Origin of the sequence: Rhodococcus sp. NPDC059179 (assembly GCF_042754885.1) — a bacterium.
In the GTDB taxonomy this organism is placed as follows: domain Bacteria; phylum Actinomycetota; class Actinomycetes; order Mycobacteriales; family Mycobacteriaceae; genus Rhodococcus_G.
This window is the reverse complement of the sequence record NZ_JBHZBV010000019.1, coordinates 21,134-40,605: the sequence shown is the minus strand read 5'-3', so window position 1 is coordinate 40,605 and position 19,472 is coordinate 21,134. Positions and strand designations below refer to the sequence as shown.

Annotated in this window: 21 protein-coding genes; 10 read left to right on the top strand and 11 right to left on the bottom strand. The window is 69.2% G+C overall.

All coding sequences use genetic code 11. The features are described from left to right. Position 1 precedes the first annotated feature (1 nt). From ACFXMV_RS22620 to ACFXMV_RS22610, 3 genes are read right to left on the bottom strand one after another with little or no spacing between them, the layout of a single operon-like run. The gene (locus ACFXMV_RS22620) at positions 2 to 838 is read right to left on the bottom strand and encodes a DUF4097 family beta strand repeat-containing protein (protein WP_378499730.1); all 837 of its coding nucleotides are present in this window, start codon (positions 836 to 838) and stop codon (positions 2 to 4) included. 59 nt (positions 839 to 897) lie between these two features. After that, entirely contained in the window at positions 898 to 1,641 is a 744-nt protein-coding gene (locus ACFXMV_RS22615; RefSeq protein ID WP_378499729.1) for an ABC transporter permease, read from the bottom strand. After that, positions 1,638 to 2,579 carry an ATP-binding cassette domain-containing protein gene (locus ACFXMV_RS22610; protein WP_378499728.1) on the bottom strand — a complete coding sequence of 314 codons (942 nt, stop codon included), beginning with the start codon at positions 2,577 to 2,579 and terminating at the stop codon, positions 1,638 to 1,640. The genes ACFXMV_RS22615 and ACFXMV_RS22610 overlap by 4 nt, the downstream gene beginning before the upstream one ends. A gap of 163 nt (positions 2,580 to 2,742) precedes the next feature. On the opposite strand from ACFXMV_RS22610, the gene ACFXMV_RS22605 reads away from it, so the two are divergent. Together ACFXMV_RS22605 and ACFXMV_RS22600 are read left to right on the top strand one after the other, a co-directional pair. Continuing rightward, positions 2,743 to 3,519: a deoxyribonuclease IV gene (locus tag ACFXMV_RS22605; RefSeq protein WP_378499727.1), complete on the top strand. Its 777-nt coding sequence runs from the start codon at positions 2,743 to 2,745 to the stop codon at positions 3,517 to 3,519. A 73-nt stretch (positions 3,520 to 3,592) separates the two neighbouring features. Continuing rightward, a complete protein-coding gene (locus ACFXMV_RS22600) occupies positions 3,593 to 4,111 on the top strand; it encodes a hypothetical protein (protein ID WP_378499726.1) in 519 nt (172 codons plus the stop codon). A gap of 46 nt (positions 4,112 to 4,157) precedes the next feature. Here the strand turns inward: ACFXMV_RS22600 and tatA are convergent, their stop codons facing one another. Genes tatA through ACFXMV_RS22585 form a run of 3 tightly spaced genes read right to left on the bottom strand, consistent with a single transcriptional unit; the run spans position 4,158 to position 6,629 of the window. Continuing rightward, positions 4,158 to 4,352 carry a Sec-independent protein translocase subunit TatA gene (gene tatA, locus ACFXMV_RS22595; RefSeq protein WP_378501580.1) on the bottom strand — a complete coding sequence of 65 codons (195 nt, stop codon included), beginning with the start codon at positions 4,350 to 4,352 and terminating at the stop codon, positions 4,158 to 4,160. Then, entirely contained in the window at positions 4,352 to 5,023 is a 672-nt protein-coding gene (locus ACFXMV_RS22590) for a Rid family hydrolase (protein ID WP_378501579.1), read from the bottom strand. The genes tatA and ACFXMV_RS22590 overlap by 1 nt, the downstream gene beginning before the upstream one ends. Before the next feature lie 28 nt (positions 5,024 to 5,051). Continuing rightward, positions 5,052 to 6,629 (bottom strand): flavin monoamine oxidase family protein, encoded by a 1,578-nt coding sequence (locus tag ACFXMV_RS22585; protein ID WP_378501581.1) that lies wholly within the window; start codon positions 6,627 to 6,629, stop codon positions 5,052 to 5,054. A 268-nt stretch (positions 6,630 to 6,897) separates the two neighbouring features. Between ACFXMV_RS22585 and ACFXMV_RS22580 the strand changes: the two genes are divergently transcribed. From ACFXMV_RS22580 to ACFXMV_RS22570, 3 genes are all read left to right on the top strand, one after another. After that, complete coding sequence (locus ACFXMV_RS22580; RefSeq protein WP_378503182.1) at positions 6,898 to 8,397, top strand: APC family permease; 1,500 nt, start codon at positions 6,898 to 6,900, stop codon at positions 8,395 to 8,397. Then, positions 8,397 to 9,167, top strand: coding sequence for an IclR family transcriptional regulator (locus tag ACFXMV_RS22575; protein ID WP_378503183.1), 771 nt, complete (start codon positions 8,397 to 8,399; stop codon positions 9,165 to 9,167). The genes ACFXMV_RS22580 and ACFXMV_RS22575 overlap by 1 nt, the downstream gene beginning before the upstream one ends. 140 nt (positions 9,168 to 9,307) lie before the next feature. Further along, the gene (locus ACFXMV_RS22570; protein ID WP_378500726.1) at positions 9,308 to 9,901 is read left to right on the top strand and encodes a hypothetical protein; all 594 of its coding nucleotides are present in this window, start codon (positions 9,308 to 9,310) and stop codon (positions 9,899 to 9,901) included. Between the two features lie 55 nt (positions 9,902 to 9,956). Here ACFXMV_RS22570 and ACFXMV_RS22565 read toward each other — a convergent pair whose 3' ends face one another. Both ACFXMV_RS22565 and ACFXMV_RS22560 read right to left on the bottom strand, forming a co-directional pair. Next, positions 9,957 to 11,705, bottom strand: a complete 1,749-nt coding sequence (locus ACFXMV_RS22565; RefSeq protein ID WP_378500725.1) for a DEAD/DEAH box helicase — start codon at positions 11,703 to 11,705, stop codon at positions 9,957 to 9,959. Positions 11,706 to 11,743: 38 nt separating this feature from the next. Further along, entirely contained in the window at positions 11,744 to 12,169 is a 426-nt protein-coding gene (locus tag ACFXMV_RS22560; RefSeq protein WP_378500724.1) for a GyrI-like domain-containing protein, read from the bottom strand. Positions 12,170 to 12,276: 107 nt separating this feature from the next. Here ACFXMV_RS22560 and ACFXMV_RS22555 point away from each other — a divergent pair, with 107 nt between their 5' ends. From ACFXMV_RS22555 to ACFXMV_RS22545, 3 genes are all read left to right on the top strand, one after another. Further along, the gene (locus ACFXMV_RS22555; RefSeq protein ID WP_378500723.1) at positions 12,277 to 13,074 is read left to right on the top strand and encodes a carbon-nitrogen hydrolase family protein; all 798 of its coding nucleotides are present in this window, start codon (positions 12,277 to 12,279) and stop codon (positions 13,072 to 13,074) included. Positions 13,075 to 13,165: 91 nt separating this feature from the next. Continuing rightward, entirely contained in the window at positions 13,166 to 13,792 is a 627-nt protein-coding gene (locus ACFXMV_RS22550) for a phosphoribosyltransferase (RefSeq protein WP_378500722.1), read from the top strand. A 169-nt stretch (positions 13,793 to 13,961) separates the two neighbouring features. Further along, entirely contained in the window at positions 13,962 to 15,749 is a 1,788-nt protein-coding gene (locus tag ACFXMV_RS22545) for an AMP-dependent synthetase/ligase (protein ID WP_378503184.1), read from the top strand. Between the two features lie 247 nt (positions 15,750 to 15,996). On the opposite strand, the gene ACFXMV_RS22540 is transcribed toward ACFXMV_RS22545, so the two are convergent. Together ACFXMV_RS22540 and ACFXMV_RS22535 are read right to left on the bottom strand one after the other, a co-directional pair. Beyond that, entirely contained in the window at positions 15,997 to 16,752 is a 756-nt protein-coding gene (locus ACFXMV_RS22540; protein WP_378503185.1) for a maleylpyruvate isomerase N-terminal domain-containing protein, read from the bottom strand. Next, on the bottom strand, positions 16,749 to 17,363 hold the full coding sequence (locus ACFXMV_RS22535) for an alpha/beta hydrolase (protein WP_378503186.1): 615 nt from the start codon (positions 17,361 to 17,363) through the stop codon (positions 16,749 to 16,751). The genes ACFXMV_RS22540 and ACFXMV_RS22535 overlap by 4 nt, the downstream gene beginning before the upstream one ends. A 60-nt stretch (positions 17,364 to 17,423) precedes the next feature. Here ACFXMV_RS22535 and ACFXMV_RS22530 point away from each other — a divergent pair, with 60 nt between their 5' ends. Beyond that, a complete protein-coding gene (locus ACFXMV_RS22530) occupies positions 17,424 to 18,062 on the top strand; it encodes a hypothetical protein (RefSeq protein ID WP_378502197.1) in 639 nt (212 codons plus the stop codon). A gap of 18 nt (positions 18,063 to 18,080) precedes the next feature. On the opposite strand, the gene ACFXMV_RS22525 is transcribed toward ACFXMV_RS22530, so the two are convergent. After that, complete coding sequence (locus tag ACFXMV_RS22525; RefSeq protein WP_378502198.1) at positions 18,081 to 18,845, bottom strand: NAD-dependent deacetylase; 765 nt, start codon at positions 18,843 to 18,845, stop codon at positions 18,081 to 18,083. Between ACFXMV_RS22525 and ACFXMV_RS22520 the strand changes: the two genes are divergently transcribed. Next, positions 18,844 to 19,347: a hypothetical protein gene (locus ACFXMV_RS22520; protein ID WP_378503187.1), complete on the top strand. Its 504-nt coding sequence runs from the start codon at positions 18,844 to 18,846 to the stop codon at positions 19,345 to 19,347. The genes ACFXMV_RS22525 and ACFXMV_RS22520 overlap by 2 nt on opposite strands. Positions 19,348 to 19,472: the final 125 nt, after the last annotated feature.

Genomic DNA, 19,472 nt, shown 5'->3' with positions numbered 1-19,472 from the left:
GTCAGCTTGCTGCGCGTTGAATGATGATGTCGCCGTGCCGAGTTCGGGCGTGAACCATGACCTTGGCGTCGGATGCGCTCGGCTCTCCCAGCGACGAGACGAAGTTGTGCACGGCCCCTCGCTCGCTGTTGCCGTCGATGGAGGCTGCGGTGCCCTCGCCGATGCCGACCTCGATGTTTCCCGAGCCGTTCATCAGCTTCGCCTGACCCTGTGTCATCCGGCCGATCCGAATCGCGCCGCTGGCGGTCTCGGCGGTGACGCTGCCATCGGCGCGGTCGATGTCGAAGTCGCAGCCGGCGCTGCTGAGATCGAGGTCGGCCGAGGCGTGGCCGATCCAGACCTGTCCGCCCGAGTTCGAGAGCCCGACCGTCCCCGTGGACTCACCGATCCGCATCGTGAACGCACCGCCGCCGATGTCGGCGCGCCCGGCGATGTGGCCGATCGCGACCTCACCGGACGCGATGCTCGCCCGCAGCGCGTCGATGCGACCCAGCTGGACCCGACCCGATGCCATGTGCAGCTCGCACTCGCCGAATGACCCGTCAGCGTGCACGGCCGAGTGCGCCAGGTACGCAGCCAAACTGGAGCCGGTGGGCAGGTCGATCGTGATGGCGACCGACCCGGACTTGTCCCCGGAGGCGGTCGTCTTGACCGACAACTGACCGTCGACGAAGTCGATCGTGGTCTTGTCGGCCACCTTGACGTCCTTCCGGCTCGCCCGGTCGATGGGTTCGACCAGCACCACGGTGTCGGTCCGGTCGCTCGCGGTGACCCGCACCTGGGCACCGGCGACCTCCACGATCGCGGCGATGGGTCCTGGCGTGACGAATGTGGGCATGACGAATTCTCCTTGTGTCTCGTGCGTGAGGTGAGGTGGGCCGTCAACGGCCCAGTTGGTCAGGCTCGCTTGTTGAACGTGGAGAGCGACCACGCATACCCGACCAGCGCGATCCCGACGCACCAGGCGACGGCGATCATCGCGCTGCTCGCAGAAGGCTCACCGGTCAGCAGCCCGCGCAGTGTTTCGATGATCGGGGTGAAGGGCTGGTACTCGGCGAACTGCCGGACACCGGGCCCCATCGTCTCGGCCGGCACGATCGCACTGCTCAGGAACGGCAGCATGATCAGCGGCACGGTGACCAGCCCCGCCGATTCCGGTGATTTCGCAGCCAATCCAAGGGCGACCGTGATCCAGCTGGTCGCGAAACTGACCAGCACGATGAAACCGATCGCGCCGAGCCATTCGAGGAAGCTTGCGGCCGGCCGGAATCCCAGCGCGAACGCGACTCCGATGATGGCCGCAATGGCGACCAGACTGCGGAGCATGCTGGCGGCGACCTGAGCGCTCAGTACGGCACCACGGGAGATGTCCATCACCTTGAACCGGTTGATGATCCCCTTCGTCATGTCGGAGTTCACGGCCAGCGCGGTCGCGCTCAACCCGTAGCAGATCGCCAACACGATCATGCCCGGCGTCACGTAATCGATGTAGTCGCCAGCGATGTCGAAGGCGCCGCCGATCACGTAGACGAACATCAGCATGATCACGATCGGGAACAGGACAGCGTTGAACACCGTCGTCGGGTCCCGGCGGGTGTGCTTGAAATTGCGGCGCAACATGATCGTCGAAGCAGTACTCATCGTGCGTTCACCTCCGTGGTGCGGCCGGTCAGGGCAAGGAATACGTCATCGAGGTCCGGCGTGTGCACGGAGAACTCTTCGGCGACGATCGAATGGTCATGGAGCTCGTTCAGCAGCGCCCGCACCGGTTCCGCCCCACCATCGCTGGGAACCCGCAAGGTCAGGTCCTCGTCGTCCCTGGTGGAGCCGGCCAGGACCCGCGTCGCCGCGTCGAGGGAGGCGACGTCGGTGAACCGGAGTCGGACATGACTGCCGGGGACCTGGCGCTTGAGCTCGTCGGGAGTACCCTGCGCGACCAGGCGGCCCTGGTCGAGTACCGCGACCCTGTCGGCGAGCTGATCGGCTTCCTCGAGGTACTGGGTGGTGAGGAAAATGGTGACACCGTCGGCCACCAACTCGCGGACGATCTCCCACATCGTGCGACGGCTGCGCGGGTCCAGTCCCGTCGTCGGCTCGTCCAGGAAGATGATCTGGGGGTTACCGACCAGCGTCATCGCCAGATCCAGCTTCCGGCGCATTCCCCCGGAATAGGTCGCCACCAGCTTCTGCGCCGACTCCGCCAGATCGAACCGCTCCAGCAAGTCGGTGACGATCCGCCTACCCACGCCGGAGTCCACACCCTTGAGATCCGCCATCAACTGCAGGTTCTCCTGGCCCGTCAGCAGCTCATCGACCGCTGCGAATTGACCGGTGACCCCGATTGCCGCGCGCACCGCCTTCATCTCGGTCGCAATGTCGTGCCCGGCAATGCGGACGGTCCCACCGTCGGGCTTCATCAAGGTGGTCAGCATGTTCACCGCCGTGGTCTTGCCCGCCCCGTTCGGGCCGAGCAGGGAAAAGACCGTGCCCTCACGAACTTCTAGGTCGATGCCATCGAGGACGATCTTGTCCCCGAAGGCCTTTCGCAGCCCTGACGCTGCGATCGCTGTGTTTGTCATGTGACGACCATCGAGGCCCGGCCTGACACCAACCTGACACGCCCCTGACACGACCACTGACACCGAATTCCACCTCGTTGCGCCACGACCCGGTCGGGTGAAGATCGGCTGGTAGAAGGGTTATCGAAGTCGTCTGTCCGACCCAGGCCCTACCCTGGTAGCCATGCGCATCGGAGCACACGTACGCGAGGACGACGATCCCATCGGCGCGGGCGAGCGGCTCGGCGCCGACCTGGTGCAGTTGTTCCTCACCGACCCGCAGAAGTGGAACAAGCTGGTCCCGCACCCGCGGACCGAGCAGATCCGCGAGAGCCCGATCGACGTGGTGGTGCACTCCTCCTACGTCATCAACGTGGCCAGCCTGAACAACCGGATCCGGATCCCGTCGCGCAAGTCGGTCGCGGATCAGGCGAAGGCCGCAGCCGACATCGGCGCGATCGGCCTGGTCGTGCACGGCGGGCATGTCCGCGACGGCGAGGATCCCGGTGCCGGTTTCGACAACTGGCGCAAGCTGTTCGAGCGGCAGGCCGACAAGGGCGGCTTCGAGGTGCCGATCCTGATCGAGAACACCGCGGGCGGGGAATCCTCGATGGCGCGGCGGTTCGACGACATCGCCCGGCTGTGGGACCAGGTCGGCGAGTTCGGCGCCGGGTTCTGCCTGGACACCTGCCACGCGTGGGCTGGTGGCGAGGACCTTGTCGGCGTGGTGGAGCGGATCAAGGCGATCACCGGACGCATCGACCTGGTGCACCTGAACAACTCGCGCGACGAGTTCAACTCGGCGCGCGACCGGCACGCGAACCTGACCGACGGCACCATCGACCCAGAGGTGCTGGCGGCGGTGGTACTGGCCGCGCAGGCGCCGGTGATCCTCGAGACCCCGGCCGAGGGTGTCGCCGACGACCTCGCCTACCTGCGCGAGGCGGTCGGCGACGCCTGAGTCGCATCAATCGGCCGCGTGTCGCCGTCCGTCTCGGACCGGAATTCGCGATGCCGATTGTTAGGATCGGCAAGTGAACTCGCTGGTCGAGGCCCTGAGCTCCGATGCCGCCCCGTGGTGGGCTGTCCCGGTGTCGATGATCGTCGGGATCCTGCTCGGCGTGTTCGCCGTCCGCCGGGGCAGGCCGGCACCGAAGCCGGTCCGCGCCGTGCCGACGGACCCGCAGATCCGGTCCACCTACGTGCGCTTCCTCGCCGCGGCGGACCGGGCGCACAACAGCATCGTCGAGGTCGACCACGCCGTGCTCGCCGAGGCGGACCTCGAGGAGTCGCTCGACTCCGATGACCCGAAGCTGAAGGCCCTGGCCGGGTCCATCGTCGAAATGGACGCGATCGCGAACGAGCTCCGGATCTGTGCCCCCGGACCTGTGGTCGGCGCGACCGTCTCGCTGTTCGGGTTCGTCACCGACTCCACCATCGACGGCGTCTCCGACCGGGACGCCTTCCGGACCCGCTACAACGACAAGAAGTCCGCGCTGATCGGCGCGATCCGGGAATCGCTTGGGGAGCAAGCGCTCACGTCGGGACGATGAACGGCGGGTCCGACGCCAGTCGATGGCGCCGGACCCGGCCCGAGCACTACTCCCCCGTCACTGCGGCGCGCCGATCAGGTGCCGCGGCGGCAGGTTGCTCATGCAGTTCGCCCACCTCACTCTTGAGGATCCGCATCGAGCGGCCCAGGCCACGGGCGGCCTCCGGGAGCCGTTTCGACCCGAACAGCACCAGCACGACCAGTGCGACGATCGCCCAGTGGCCGGGGCTGAGCGCCCCCACTACTGCGGCCCCTTCCCCGCCGGGTACACCGCGTCCACCTCGACCTCCACCAGCCAGCCCGGCACCGGGAGGCTGCCCACCTCGAGCGCAAACCGCGTGGGACGGGCCCCGTTCCGCTCCAGCGGGGCGGCCGGTTCCCCCGTCCCCATCGCCACCAACTCGGTGTCCCCGGTGTCGAGGTTCGTGTTCGCGAAGAACTGACGGTAGGCCCGGTTCCAGCCGGCGTAATCGGCTCGGTCGGTGCCGGGAGCGTTGTCCAGGAACACCCGCATGGTGGTCACGTCACCCAGCGTCAGTCCCTGTGCCTCCAGGTTCTCCCGGATCTTCTTCAAGACCCCGATGCCCTGTGCCTCGGTGACGCTGACCCCGGGCGGAAGCGCACCGCCGGAGAACTGTGCGGTGTCGATGTACGACTCCGGGCTGCCCTCCGGCGCGGCCTTGTTCATCGCGGACGGCCCGAGGCCGCTGGTCTTGTAGACGGCGCTCCCGCCGGCGATCGTGACACCCTGGGCGATCATCGGATTTGCCTCGCCTGGCTCGAGCACCGATGTCGACGCGGCACCGGCGACGGGCTCCGCCGTGTCCTCGGTGTCCGACGAGCAGGCGGTGAGCGTGATCGCGGCTGCGGCGAGCATCGCGACGGCCGCGCGGTTTCGGGTGGAACGGTTCATGAATGGTCTCCTTCGGTCGGGTCGAGGGTCAGGCCGCGGCGACGCGCTGGTGCAGCGAGGTGACGACGTCGCGGGCGGAGGTGAACGCACCGTGCTGCCAGGCGATCGCGTTGGACAGGTGGTCGCCGGCGAAGTAGATCCGCTCGACGGGTTCGAGCAGCTTGGTGTACTCGGGGGTTGCGGCGCCGCCGTGCGAGTCGCCCGCACCCTTCCACCCGACCCAGGCACCCTCCGAGTACCGGGCCCGGCGCCAGCTCCCGGAGAAGGACGAGGCGATGTCGCGGCCGTACTTGTCGCCGTGGATCGCCGTGCCTTCCGCGACGGCCTTGGCCAAACGCTGTTTGTGGGTGAGGGATTCGAAGGCGAGGTGCCTCTTGCCGGTGTTGTAGTACCCGACCACCACACCCCGGTCGGAGCCGAAGTGGTCGTACGGGAACATGATCTGGGAGATGTCCTTGTCGGTGTTGCTGGCGCCGCCGTAGATGCGGTCCTCCGTCTCCCACCACCGGCGGGAGTACTCGATGCCGAGCTTGCCCGACGACACCGGGATCGCGGCCTCTAGCGCGGTCAGCACGTCCGCCGGCAGGTTGTTCGCGAAGCGGCCCACCAGGTTCGGCGGCACCGTGCAGATGCAGTAGTCGGCGGTGACGGATTGCGCCTTGCCGTCCTGGGTGTACTCGACGATGACGCCGTCGGGCACGTTCTTCATCGCGGTCACCTCGGCGCCGTACTGGATCCGATCGGTCCCGATGGCCTCCTGGAAGGCGTGGTAGATGCGGTCCATGCCGCCGACCGGGGTCATCATCATCGTGGCCTGGTCGTACCCGAACTCGAAGCTGAAATTGCGGCCGATCCCGCTGCGGATCACCTCCGACATCGCGAACGGCTTGGTCTCGGAGCCGAAATTCAGCCCGGCGCCGGGCTCGGATTCGTAACCACGGCGCGAGGATCCGAGGTAGCGGCCGTCGCTGGACAGGTCGCCGAAGTCGCTGAGGAACGATGCCAGCGCCTCCTTGTCCTGCGGCGAGAGGACGTCGTCGAGCGCCCCCATCGAGGCCGCCTTGTTCAGCAGCTCCGACATGTACCCGAAGGTGTCCGCCTTGGCTGCGCGGTACCGGACGGACTGGCCGGAGACCGAGGTGTCGCTCTTGTAGTGCACGACGGTATTCGCGTTCTGGTTGCCGAACGGCTGGATCTCGACCCCCAGCTCACGGCAGTAGTCGAGGGTGATGTGGCTCTGCGGGATCCGGGTGGCGCCGAGGTTGTAGAAGTGGCCCTCCGAGAAGGTGCAGGTCTGGGTCTCGCCGTTCAGGTCGGTCTCCGTCGTGCCGCGACGCACCGAGAACACCCGGCCGCCGGGACGGGTCCGCGCCTCCAGGACGGTGACGTCGTAGCCGGCCTTGCGCAGCTCGTAGGCAGAACACAGGCCGGCGGGCCCGCCGCCGAGGATGACCACGGAATGCTTGCCGGGTACCTGGCCGATCAGGTCGCTCATCGCCGGGGACTGGAAGCGTCGGGGCGCGGCCGCGGCCGCCGGGGCGAGGCCGAGGGTCGACATCGCGCCGTACGCCAGGCCGACGCCACCGGAGATGCCGAGGCCCTGCATGAATGATCTTCTGGTGACTGCCAATTCGCGCTCCCATTCGTGCTCTCGGGTGACCCGAGGTGGATGTTCGGCGCCAATCCTGTGGTGGCCGTGAGTCGCGGCCGCTACGCCAGCGAAAAGTTCACGGAGCGTCGAGTGAGAACGGGAGGGACCGGGTTTCTCACTCGCGGAGCGACCGCGGACTCACGACCGCAACGTCCGTGAAACACGCCCCGGATACGTTCGCCGGACCGGCTGTCCTTCCGGGTCTCGACGGTGTGGAGGTGAGATGACTGCCTTGGCCGACGCGATCGCGCGGTCCTTCTCCGCGGGCGAACCCGAACGTCCCGCGGTGTCGCCGCTGCGCGCGCTCGGGCGTCGTCAGCTCTCCGGCGCCGAGGTGCTGGCGCAGGCCGTCGCGACCACTGCCCCCGCCGCATCGATGGTGCTGCTCCCGGTCACCATGCTGACCCACGACACACTGCTCGCGGGGCTGGTCACCATCGTCGTGGCGACCGTGGCGATCTCGCTGATCGCGTGGTGTGTCACCCAATTCACCAGGCGACTGGCCGCGGCAGGCGGCCTGTACACCTTCGTGTTCCAGGGCATGGGAACCCGCGCCGCGCTCACGACCGGCGTCGCGATGCTGACGAAATACCTGGGCAGCGGGGCCCTGACGATGTACCACGGGGGTCAGGCGCTCATCGCGCTGCTCACCGAGCTCGGTCTGCAGCCGCGGGGTCCGGGGGTCGCCGCGGTCTACCTCGCGGTGGGCGCCGTCATCCTCGCCGCCCTGGTCCGCGGGGTCCGGTTCGCGGCCGTCGTGATCCTGGCCGCCGAGGCGTGCTCCCTGGCGTTCATCGTCGGGCTCATGCTGGTCTCCGGATCGTCCGCCCAGGTGGCGCAGGTTGGCACCGCCGGCGGCACGCACGGGCTGCTGCTCGTGGTGCTGACCGCGTTGTTCGCTCTTGCGGGTTTCGAGAGCGCCACCTTCTTCGGCCCGGAGGCCAAGCGCCCGCTCGTGACCGTGACCCGGACCGTGCTGTTCACCCCGATCATCTGCGGCGCGCTGTTCATCTTCGCGGCCTGGGCCGCCTGGTCCGGGCGCGCCGACACTCTGGTCAACGCCTACCTGCACGGCACCGGAACCGGGGTGAGCCCCGCCGTGGTCATCATGCTCAATCTCGGGTTGAGCTGTTCCTGGCTGGCCTCGTCGATGGCTTCCTCCAACGCCGCGTCGCGGCTGGTCTATTCGATGGGCATCGAACGCGTGCTGCCGAGGGCATTCGGGGCGGTGCACAGCCGACTGCGGACGCCGCATCTGGCGCTCGCGGCGATCGTCGCGACGGTGATGTCCACAGGAATGGCGTTCGCGGCGTTCGACGCCGTGATCGCGGAGGTGAAGGTCGGGGTGCGCTGCGCGCTGATCGTCGCGTACCTGTTGGTGACAATCGCGTCCCTACGATTCCTGCGCCGGATCCGCGAGCTGACCCGGCCCGTGGTCTACGCCGGGTGGGTCGGCTGCACGGTCGCGACGGCGACCCTCGGCTACATCGCGGGACTCAACGCGAACGACGGCCGGTACTGGGCCGCGGCGACGGTCGCGGCGGTGATCCTGGCCGGGACGGTGTGGCAGCGCCACCTGCGGCGGACCCGGCCGCGCGCGCTCGCCGCAATCGGGGTCTTCGACAGCCCCGAGTCCGCGGACGTCCTGCCCGGTTCGGGAGCATTCGCGGTGAACGCCCGCGGCACGATCGCGTTGGTCGGCGCGGACCACGGCGGGCGTTGATGGCAGCACCGAGGACCGCCGAACTCGGTGGGCACGAGCCGCGGGCGGTACAGAAGGCACTGCTTTTGCTCGAGGCGGTGGCGCAGATCGGCCCGGGCGCGGCCGCGAGGGAGATCGCCGCGCTGACCCGCATCCCGCCCGCCACCGCCTACCGGCTCCTGAATCTGCTCGTCGCCGACGGATTCCTGGTCCGGGTCGAGGATCTTTCCGGATTCGCCCTCGGGCGCCGGACCCGCGAACTGGCGGGCGCGGACGTCCCGCCCGAACCCGACACCGAGCGCGACAGGGTCCTCGAGGAACTTCGATCCCAGGTCCGGTTCGGCATCTATCTGGCGTCCTATGCCGACGACCGGGTCCGCCTGCTCGACCGCGACCCCGATCACGAATTGAATGCCGAGTCCGCCATCACCGCACACCCGCACGCCTCGGCGATCGGAAAGCTGATGCTGGCCAGGCTCCCTGAACCCGCCTGGCCAGGGCCGCTGCGGCGGGTCACTGCGCACACGATCACCGATCCGGTCGCGCTCGCCGCCGAGCTCCTGCGGGTCCGCGACGCCGACGCGGCGGGCGAGGTGGACGAGTGCCGGGTCGGCCGAACGGCGGTCGCCGTCCCGGTGCGGACACCCGACGGACGCGTGGCCGGATGCCTCGCCGCTATCGGGAAGACCGGCCGCCTCGAACCCGCCGACCGGGACGTCCGCGATCTGCTGCGGTCGTTCGCCACCCGACTATGTGTGTCGACGGAGCGGACCCCGTTTGCGCGCCGCTGAGTCGCTGATGATCGAGGAGGTCATGGCGATGCTCGGCGTCCCGATCACCTGATAGCCCAACCGTGAGAACATCCCTCGCCGTGGTGACACTTATCCGGTACCTTCTCCTCGGAGCAGCACACGACTATGAGGAGCATTGAGTGAACGGCAAGAACCTGGCACGTCGCACCACCGCCGTTTTCGCGATCGGCGCGACCGCCACACTCGTGTTCGCGGGCACCGCTGGCGCCGATCCCCAGTCGGACGGCATCCAGGATCTCCGCAAGGCCGCGGCCAACTCGGAGGCGAACAGCGCCGCCGTCGACGTCCTGGTGGGCTCTCCTCTGGTCACCACGAACATCGCGAGCTCCTTCGGCCTGTTCGCGTTCACCTCGCCGACGATCGGCTGCGGCCCCGGCGTCCCGATCACGCTCACCGGTGCCTCCGCCAGCAGCGGCGGCGACCTCAAGGCCGGCCAGATCCGGTTCCAGGCCTCGCCCCGGGTCTCCGGCGTGGCGAAGGGATCCGGCCTGACCGCCGTGTGGGTCAACACCAGCACCGGCGCCAGCGGCATCGCCCCCATCGACGGCGTCACCGAGTTCGGCACGCCGTCCCTGTCCAAGGTGGTCGACTCGGGCCCGGGCAACGTGGCCGCCGCTCTGTTCGGCACGGTCAGCTACGCGGACGCGACCTGCGTGGTGCTGCCGACCGTCGGCATGTTCACCGTCGCCGCGCCTGCCGCACCGGCCAAGTAGCCCCAAACCAAACAACGCCCGGCCACGAAGGTGGCCGGGCGTTGCTGTTGTTGTGTCAGTACCTGTCGCGCTTGGGCTTACGGTCGAACTTGCCCTTGCCGCCGTCGCGCGAGGGCCGGTGCCCGGGCGGGCCCTGGTCAGGGGTCAGCTGGATGAGCACGCCGGAGATCCTGGTCCGCCGCAGCGCCTCGAGGGTCTCGTTCGCGAGGTCGGCAGGCAGCTCCACCAGGCTGTGATCGGGCCGAATACTGATGTGGCCGAAGTCGCTTCGCCGGAGACCACCCTCGTTGGCGATCGCACCGACAATCGCGCCTGGCGCCACCTTGTGCCGCTTACCGACCGCGATCCGGTAGGTGGCGAGCTCCTGGCCCTCCCGGCCGAGCTTGGGTGCGTCGTCGAACTTGCGGGCCGGGCGCTCCGCCCGGGGCTCGCGCTCGCGGCGCGGCGGTGCGGGCGGCTCGGGCGCCATCAGGAACGTGTCGCCGTCGCGCGAGAGCACGGCCAGTGCCGCCGCGATGTCGGCGAGTGGAACGTCGTGCTCGCGCTCGTAGTCCTCGATCAGCTTCCTGAACAGCGCCAGGTTGTCGGAGTTCAGGCTCTCGGTGATCGAGTCGCCGAACTTGGCGACGCGCTGCGCGTTGACGTCCTCGACGGTCGGCAGCTGGATCTCGGTCAGCGGCTGCCGGGTGGCCTTCTCGATCGCCTTGAGCAGGTGCCGTTCCCGCGGTGCGACGAACAGCAGCGCGTCACCGGTGCGACCGGCCCGGCCGGTGCGGCCGATGCGGTGCACGTAGGACTCGGTGTCGTGCGGGATGTCGTAGTTCACGACGTGGGAGATGCGCTCCACGTCGAGACCCCGGGCGGCGACGTCGGTAGCGACCAGGATGTCGAGCGCACCGCTCTTGAGCTGCCCGATGGTGCGCTCGCGCTGTGCCTGCACGATGTCGCCGTTGATGGCGGCGGCCGAGAACCCGCGCGCCCGTAGGCGTTCGGCGAGGTCCTCGGTGGCCTGCTTGGTCCGGACGAACATGATCATCGCCTCGAAGGACTCGACCTCGAGGATCCGGGTGAGCGCGTCGAGCTTCCGCTGATGCGCGACCTGCACGTACCGCTGGGTGATGTTCGGGGCGGTGGACGTCTTGGTCTTGACGGTGATCTCGACCGGGTCGTGCAGGTACTGCTTGGAGATCTTGCGGATCGCCGGGGGCATGGTCGCCGAGAACAGCGCCACCTGCTTGTACTCGGGGGTGTCGGCCAGGATCCGCTCGACGTCGTCCTGGAAGCCCATCTTGAGCATCTCGTCGGCCTCGTCGAGCACCAGGTAGTCAAGGTGCGAGAGGTCGAGGGTGCCCTTCTCCAGGTGATCGATCACCCGGCCAGGCGTGCCGACGATGATCTGCGCGCCGCGCCGAAGCCCGGACAGCTGCACGCCGTAGGCCTGGCCGCCGTAGATCGGCAGCACGCTCAGCCCGGGGATGTGCGCCGAATACTTGCCGAACGCCTCCGCCACCTGCAGCGCCAGCTCGCGGGTCGGCGCCAGCACCAGGGCCTGCGGCCGCTTCTGCTCGGTATCGATGCGGGACAGGATCGGGACGGCGAACGCCGCGGTCTTGCCGGTGCCGGTCTGCGCGAGCCCGACGACGTCATTGCCGGACATCAGCGGCGGAATGGTCGCCGCCTGGATCGGCGACGGCGACTCGTAGCCGACGTCCGAGAGTGCCCGCAGCACCCGTTCATCGATGCCGAGGTCGGCAAAGGTGGTGGTGTCGGTTTCCGGCTCGGGGTTGTGCTCGGTGTCGCTCATCTCACCAGGAGTTTAGTACGTTGCCGCCGCGTCGCCCGTCAAGCCCTCAACCGCGCCGGGTCAGCGCCTGCGCCGGACGGGTTGGCGGAGCACCGTCCGCAGCTTCTCGGGCACGGTTTTCCTGGGGTCCCGAGATAGATCTCATGGTGCTCGCCATTGAATTCGAGACCGTGACCGGGCAGGAACTCGGTGTGCAAACGCTTCAGGGTCGGCGCCTCGTCGTCGTAGGACCCGACGTGCATGATCTGCGCCGACAGGCCTTCCTCGAACCGCTCGTGACGCAGCTGCCCGACCGCGGGCAGCTTCTTCTTGGACGCCGTCTCGGACGCGATGGCCGCGACCTCCTCCGTGGTCATCCAGTCCGGCTGCCGGATCTGCATGGTCCAATTCCATTCCGACTTGCTGCGGTCGACGAAGACCGCCGGATCCTCCGACCACCACCGCCCCTCCAGCGGCCCGACCACATAGTCCGCCTCGGTGGAATGACCCGAGGCTCCGCCCGAAGGAGCTCTACGCGCCTGCGGCCAAGGACGTAGTAAGGATATGCGGCACCTGCGCCATACTCGGAGCCATGGTCGAGATCGCAGTGGCCCAGTTCGCCCCTGGCATGGACAAGCGAGAGAACCACCTGACCCTGCGCAACCTCGTCGGCGAGGCCGCGGCCAGGGGTGCCCGGGTGGTGGTCGCCCCCGAGTACGCGATGTTCACCGCGCCGCGCACAGACGAACGGATCGTCGAATCCGCGGAGCCGCTCGACGGACCGTTCGTCGGCGGGCTGCTGGAAATCGCCGCACAGTTCGGGGTGCACGTCGTCGCAGGCGTCAACGAGGCGCTGGCCGACGACGAGCGGATCTCCAACACGCTGGTCGCCGCGGCGCCCGACGGCAGGATCGCCGCGGTCTACCGCAAGCTGCACCTGTACGACGCGTTCGGCTACAAGGAGTCCGACGTGATCCGGGCCGGGGCGATCGACGACCCGGCGACCTTCGAGGTGGACGGGCTCACCTTCGGCATGCAGACCTGCTACGACCTGCGTTTCCCGGAGGTCACCCGGCGGATCGTGGACGCGGGCGCCGACGTGCTGCTGCTGCCGGCGCAGTGGGTGCCCGGCCCCTTGAAGGAGGACCACTGGACCACCCTGGTGCGGGCCCGGGCTATCGAGAACACCATCTACGTGGCGGCCGCCGACCAGAGCGCGCGGACCGGGGCGGGCAACTCGATGATCGTCGACCCGATGGGCGTGGTGCTCGCGTCGCTCGGCGATCAGGTCGGAACCGCGCGCGCCGAGGCCACGGCCGAGAGGATCGCTCAGGTGCGCGAGACCAACCCCGCGCTGACCTTGCGCCGGTTCGGCATCACCGAACGCTGACGCCCGAAACTGTGCGCGCGTTCTACCCCGATTGGGTGCAACACGCGCACAGGCGCCGAAGGCGCGCGGGCGGCGTAGCGTCAGACTCAGGATGCTGTACGAGACCCGCGCGAAGGCCGGTCGCGTATTGGCCGGATCGCTCGGCCACCTGCGCGACGCGGATCCGCTCGTGCTCGGGCTGCCAAGGGGCGGGGTGCCGGTCGCGGCCGAGGTCGCGCACGAGCTCGGCGCCGAACTCGACGTGATCCTGGTCCGCAAGCTCGGCGTGCCGTGGCAGCCGGAACTGGCGATGGGCGCGCTCGGCGAGGGCGGCATCCGGGTCCTCAACGAGGACATCCTCACGCAGACGGGAATCAGCTCGCTTGGACTCGCCACCGTCGAATCGCGGGAGCGTCGCGAACTCGAGCGGCGCGCGCGGGTGCTCCGGGGCGATCGGGGCCGGATCCCACTGCTCGACCGCACGGTGGTGATCGTCGACGACGGCATGGCCACCGGGGCGACGGCGGCCGTCGCGTGCCGCGTGGCCAGGGCCGAGCGGGCCGCGCGGGTGGTGGTCGCGGTGCCGGTCTCCGCCGAGGAGGCGGTCACCCGCCTGGCCGCGGAGGCGGACGAGGTGATCTGCCCGCTGGTCCCGCGGTGGCTGGGCGGGGTCGGCGGCGCCTACCGCGACTTCCACCAGCTCACCGACCGCGAAGTGACCGACCTGCTGGATAAGTGATCCACGCCTCACCTCGACGAAGAACCCGCAGTTCACGAGACTCAGAGTTACAGATAACTGCTCGCGGCGGGGCGTACCCTCGCATTCCGGACACTCTTGGGAGTGCGCATCGATCCCAGATGTGATCCAATGCACACTCCACACGTCAGCAGTACCTGGAGGGGTCACAGTGCGAGAGTTCGAAGTTCCGGCGTCGTTTTCCATCCCGGAAGACATCTCCATGGCCGATACGGTGTTCCGGTTCGAGAAGGAATGCCCCCAGCACGTGCCCTTCAAGCGACTGGTCAACGGCGCCTGGGTCAACGTCACCGCCGCCGAGTTCGCCGCGCAGGTCAAGTCCGTCGCCAAGGGCCTGATGGCCTCCGGCATCGGACTCGGCGACCGCGTCGCCATCCTGTCCGCAACCCGCTACGAGTGGGTCGTGCTGGACTACGCCATCTGGACCGCGGGCGGCTGCACCGTCGCCATCTACGAGACCTCCTCGGCCGACCAGGCGCAGTGGATCCTCGAGGACTCCGAGACCGCACTGCTGGTCGTCGAGACCGCCAAGCACGCGGCCACCGTCAAGGACGTCGCCGAGGCCGCTCCCGCACTGAGGGAGATGCTGCAGATCGAGGCGGGCGCGCTCGACGAGCTCACCGCCCGCGGCTCGGCCATCACCGACGAGGAACTGCACGAGCGCCGCGGGCAGGTGGGCGCCTCCTCCGCCGCCACCCTCATCTACACCTCGGGCACCACCGGCCGCCCCAAGGGCGTCCAGCTCACCCACTCGAACTTCTACGCCGAGTCCAAGGCCGTCAAGATCGCACTGAGCGACGCGATGTACGAGGGCCGCAGCACCCTGATGTTCCTGCCGCTGGCACACGTGTTCGCGCGAGCCATCTCCTTCGGTGCCTTCGACAACAAGGTGACCGTCGGCCACACCGCCGACCTCACCACCCTGCTCGAGCAGTTTGCGACGTTCAAGCCGAACTTCATCCTGTCGGTGCCGCGCGTGTTCGAGAAGGTGTACAACTCGGCCAAGCAGAAGGCCGAGGACGGCGGCAAGGGCAACATCTTCGCGAAGGCCGCCGACACCGCGATCGCCTGGAGCGAGGCGCAGGACACTGGCGGCGCGGGCCTGGGACTCAAGCTCAAGCACGCCCTCTTCGACAAGCTCGTGTACGGCAAGCTGCGGGCGGCCCTCGGCGGCGAGTGTGACCGCGCGGTGTCGGGCGGCGCGGCGCTCGGCGCGCGTCTCGGCCACTTCTTCCGTGGCATCGGACTGCCGATCTACGAGGGCTACGGGCTCACCGAGACCAGCGCCGCGATCACCGTGAACACCACCGACGCGCAGCGGATCGGTTCCGTCGGCAAGCCGATCAACGGTCACGCCGCGAAGATCGCCGAGGACGGCGAGCTGCTGGTCAAGGGCCCGGTCGTGTTCGGCGGCTACTGGCACAACGATGCGGCCACCGCGGATTCCATCCGCGACGGCTGGTTCCACACCGGCGACCTGGGCTCCATCGACGCGGAGGGCTTCGTCTCGATCACGGGTCGGAAGAAGGAGATCATCGTGACCGCCGGCGGCAAGAACGTCGCCCCGGCCGTGCTCGAGGATGCGCTGCGCGCCCACGCCCTGATCAGCCAGTGTCTGGTGGTCGGTGACGCGAAGCCGTTCATCGGCGCCCTCATCACCATCGACCCGGAGGCCCTGCCCGGTTGGCTCGAGCGCAACGGCATCGCCGCCAACACCCCGATCTCGGAGGTCGTCAAGCACGCCGACCTGGTCGCCGAGATCGACGCCGCCGTCGCCGAGGGCAACAAGAAGGTCTCCAACCCGGAGCAGATCAAGAAGTACCGCATCCTCGATGTGGACTTCACCGTCGAGACCGGCGAGCTGACCCCCACCCTCAAGCTCAAGCGCAACATCATCCACCAGGAATTCGCCACCGCGATCGAGGCGATCTACTCCTGAGCGGTCCCCACGCATGAGTGAATGGGTCGTCCCTCCGGTCGGGGGGGACGACCCATTCGGCAATGAGGAGGAAAGCCAGATGCTCAGCCCGCAGGACGTGCTCGTGTACGACCCGGTGACGACGTTCTTCAACAACCTCGCCCTCGCCTTCGGATCCACCGACGCGATCATCATGACCTGATCGGCGCTCAGAAGGTCGCCGGCAGATCCGCGCGCAGCTCCGCGGTGATGTCGGCGACCCGATCGCCTAGATCCGGGCCGCGTCCACCAACCGCTGCGCCACGGTGACGTCGCCGAACACCTCGAGCGCCGCCAGCGGACGACGACGCCACATCGTCAGCAGCAATTCCTGTGCGGTGCCACGGACCGCGACGTCGCCCTTCCCGTGCCCGGCCTCGACCTCGACCCCCTCGGGCCCGAACCGCAGCAGCCATTCGGCATCCTCGGTGTCGGTGCCGTGCAGGTGCACCGTCCTGCCGTGCAACTCCTGCGGGATACGGTCGGCGGGCAGGGCGCGGACCAGCATCAGCCTGGCCCACTCGTCGACCCCGTCCGCGGCCGACTCCGCGGAGATGTCCGCAGGCGCAGGGCCACCCGCGGCGTGCAACGCGTCCGCCGCGTCCATCCGGTGTACCGCCACCTCGTGTGCCTGCCGACGCGCCCAGAACCCGACGGTGCCGGGACCGGCGAACGTCGGTGCGCCGCGGCCGAAGTCGTGCGTGTGGATCTCGGCCAGCAGCTGCTCGAGGGCCTCGCGGTACGCGGGCAGGCAGTCCGGGCCGCGGGGCAGCGACTCCGGCTGCTCGGTCTCCTCCAGCCCGGCGCCCGGGCCCGCCGCGAGAGTTGCCTGCACCCATCGGTGCACCCGCCCGGTGTGACGCACCACCCGTTCCAGCGTCCAGCCCGGCACAGTGGGGACCTGCGCGTCGAGTGCCTCGGCTGGCATCGCGGCGAGCCGCAGCCCCTCGGTCCGCAGGATCTCGAGGTGTTGATCGGGCGTCATTCCTGAACCGTACCCAGTACGAAGGCCGCGACGTCGGAGGTCACCACACGCTGCACCGGTTCGTGCAGCAGATCGTGACCTGCGTCGGGGTACTCGCGCAGCACGACGGTGGGTGATGATTCTGCCCATGCCCGAACCGCGTCGATCGGGGCTCGCCTGTCGTCCACGCCGTGCACGGCCAGGATCGGCAACCGCGCGGAGCCCGGCGTCGCCGCGGCGGCCGCGCGCGGCAGTCCGCACAGCACGACCGCGCTGAACCTCCCCGGTTCCACCTCGAGTGCGGCGAGCGCGGCGGCGGCGCCAAGCGAGTGGCCCATCAGCACGAGGGGCAGTCCCGGCCGCTGCTCCTCGGCGATCGCGGCCAGCCGCAGCGCGTTCTCGCCGAGCCCGGGCACCGGTCCCGGAACACCGAGCTCGCCCTCCGTCAACCCGTGGCCGACGTGGTCGAGGGCCCACACCTCGATCCGTGCGGCCCCCAGCGCCCGCCCGAACCGGTGATACTGCCCGCTGTGCTGGCCCATCCCGTGCAGGAACACCATCACCGCAACGGGATCCGGCACGGGCCAATGTCGGTAGTGAACCTGCCCACTTACCCCAATGAAGAACGGCATCGGCCCATTGTGCCGCCCACGCACCGCCCCGCCGCACCGACGATCTGAGATAGTCGTCCGATGCCGCGCCGGTTCCTCGCATGTACCCCCGCCCTCGTCCGTGCCCTCGGCGCCGCGTCCATCGGCGTGGCGATCAGCGGTTGTGGCGGCGCGGGAATCGAGGGAACCCCGGTCGCCGACAAGGACTGGGGCGCCCCCGCCACCGCCGCGAATCCCGCACCGACGCAGCCACCGAACTCGGGCGGCTCCGCCGACCTCGCCCGGATCGCGACCGGGTCCGCGGTCGACCCCGAGACCTATCACGACGCCAAGGAGACCGAGTCCTCCCCGGCCGCGCCGACCATCGGATTCCACTTCACCACGCCCAGCGGCAACATCCGCTGCTCGACGCCGAAGGAGCCGACGGTGCTGCTGTGCGAGGTCACCGACCACACGTACCCGGCCGCAACCAAACCCGCCGACGTCAAGGAGCCGTGCCAGTGGTTCCCGGACTACGCGATGCTCACCGGGGAGGGCGTCGGCGCGGGTGTCTGCCTGCCCCGGCCGCTGGTCACCCGCGGCAGCAAGGTGCTGCCCTACGGCAGCAGCATCCGGATGGGCGACATCGGATGTCTGAGCACCGAGGCCGGATTACTCTGCGCCAACCATGTTTCCGGGCGCGGCTACCAGCTGAGCCGCGACGCGTTGCGAACCTTCTGACCTCCCGCGGCGGGCGGTTCAGCCCCCGGTGCGGCAACTCGCCACCAGCGCAGGCAGCGCCAGCGCCGCGGTGGCCCGCCAGGAATGCGTCACCACGGAGGTCAGATCGGTTGGCTCCGGGTTGATCTCGACCACCGTCGCACCCGACGCGGCCGCCCGCACCGGAAGCTCCGCGGCCGGGTAGACGACCCCCGAGGTGCCGACGACCACCATCAGATCGCACCGGTCCACCGCGTCCTGAGCGATACTCCAGGCTGCCTGCGGCAACTCCTCCCCGAACCACACCACGCCCGGCCGCACGGGCGCCCCGCAGTCGGCACACAGGGGTGGCGAGAGACGTTCCACCGGTTCGCGATCCGGATGGACGTCGACCTGTGCCTGCGCCCCGCACGCGCTGCACCGCGGCGCGAACAGGCTGCCGTGCAGGTGCGCGGCGACGGTCGCGCCCGCCCGCTCGTGCAGGTCGTCGACATTCTGGGTGATCACGGACAGTTCGGCGCACCGCGCCCAGTCCGCCACGGCCCGGTGGCCGGCGTTCGGCTGCACCCGCTGCACGAGCGCGCGGCGCCACTCGTACCAGGCCCACACGAGCTCACGATCGCGCTCCCATGCCTGCGGGGTGGCCAACTCGGCCGGGTCGAATCGTTCCCACAGCCCCGAGAGCGCGTCGCGGAACGTCGGCACACCGGACTCCGCGGACATGCCGGCCCCGGAGAACACCACCACCCGGCGGGCCCCGCGGACCGCATCGACCAGCGCCGGATCGGGTTCAATGGGACTCATGTCGACGATTGTGCCCGGGTATGGCGACACCCTGCCCAAACTGCTGATAGTGGACCCGGCACCCGACGCAGCCGCGGAGGACCGGATCGCCCGGTCGCTGCACCACATCGGTGTCGCCTCCCGGCCGACGGGGCTGCGCGAGTCCCGCCAGCGCCTGTTCGGAACCCGGATCGTCTCGGCCGTCGGCGACGCGTCGTGGCTGGACCGGGAGTTCGCCGACGTGCGCCGCTGGGTCCGGGTGATCGTGGCACTCGGGCCGGCCGGGTGGGATGCGACGCTGCGGGCGCTACACACGGCAGGCGTCGCGCTGCCGGAGCCGGCACCCGCGTTCGAGCACGGTGCCCGACTGACCCTCTCCCCCGCCGACGGTCGGGCGGTGACGGTGCTCGGCATCCATCATCCGGCCGGCCCGGACCCGATCGACGACACGACACTCGACGCCGTATTGGCGTCCGCGCAGGCCCTGGCCGGCGTGTCCGCGGCCTGCGGCGGCCGCGGCTAGTCGGTGTTTCGGCGGTGGCCGGCGACCTGAACCGCATCCAGGTTCAGGTCGCCGACCGCCGAACGCGCCGACCGGGGCTCACCGATCTACCCGGTGCAGGACCGAAGCTGACCGGCCGACCAGTC

Bases quoted from the DNA above. Each gene is read 5' to 3' on its own strand.
- ACFXMV_RS22620 (WP_378499730.1), bottom strand. From the start codon at position 838: ATGCCCACATTCGTCACGCCAGGACCCATCGCCGCGATCGTGGAGGTC.
- ACFXMV_RS22615 (WP_378499729.1), bottom strand. From the start codon at position 1,641: ATGAGTACTGCTTCGACGATCATGTTGCGCCGCAATTTCAAGCACACC.
- ACFXMV_RS22610 (WP_378499728.1), bottom strand. From the start codon at position 2,579: ATGACAAACACAGCGATCGCAGCGTCAGGGCTGCGAAAGGCCTTCGGG.
- ACFXMV_RS22605 (WP_378499727.1), top strand. From the start codon at position 2,743: ATGCGCATCGGAGCACACGTACGCGAGGACGACGATCCCATCGGCGCG.
- ACFXMV_RS22590 (WP_378501579.1), bottom strand. From the start codon at position 5,023: ATGAACCGTTCCACCCGAAACCGCGCGGCCGTCGCGATGCTCGCCGCA.
- ACFXMV_RS22585 (WP_378501581.1), bottom strand. From the start codon at position 6,629: ATGCAGGGCCTCGGCATCTCCGGTGGCGTCGGCCTGGCGTACGGCGCG.
- ACFXMV_RS22580 (WP_378503182.1), top strand. From the start codon at position 6,898: ATGACTGCCTTGGCCGACGCGATCGCGCGGTCCTTCTCCGCGGGCGAA.
- ACFXMV_RS22575 (WP_378503183.1), top strand. From the start codon at position 8,397: ATGGCAGCACCGAGGACCGCCGAACTCGGTGGGCACGAGCCGCGGGCG.
- ACFXMV_RS22565 (WP_378500725.1), bottom strand. From the start codon at position 11,705: ATGAGCGACACCGAGCACAACCCCGAGCCGGAAACCGACACCACCACC.
- ACFXMV_RS22555 (WP_378500723.1), top strand. From the start codon at position 12,277: ATGGTCGAGATCGCAGTGGCCCAGTTCGCCCCTGGCATGGACAAGCGA.
- ACFXMV_RS22550 (WP_378500722.1), top strand. From the start codon at position 13,166: ATGCTGTACGAGACCCGCGCGAAGGCCGGTCGCGTATTGGCCGGATCG.
- ACFXMV_RS22540 (WP_378503185.1), bottom strand. From the start codon at position 16,752: ATGACGCCCGATCAACACCTCGAGATCCTGCGGACCGAGGGGCTGCGG.
- ACFXMV_RS22535 (WP_378503186.1), bottom strand. From the start codon at position 17,363: ATGCCGTTCTTCATTGGGGTAAGTGGGCAGGTTCACTACCGACATTGG.
- ACFXMV_RS22530 (WP_378502197.1), top strand. From the start codon at position 17,424: ATGCCGCGCCGGTTCCTCGCATGTACCCCCGCCCTCGTCCGTGCCCTC.
- ACFXMV_RS22520 (WP_378503187.1), top strand. From the start codon at position 18,844: ATGTCGACGATTGTGCCCGGGTATGGCGACACCCTGCCCAAACTGCTG.
- ACFXMV_RS22525 (WP_378502198.1), bottom strand. From the start codon at position 18,845: ATGAGTCCCATTGAACCCGATCCGGCGCTGGTCGATGCGGTCCGCGGG.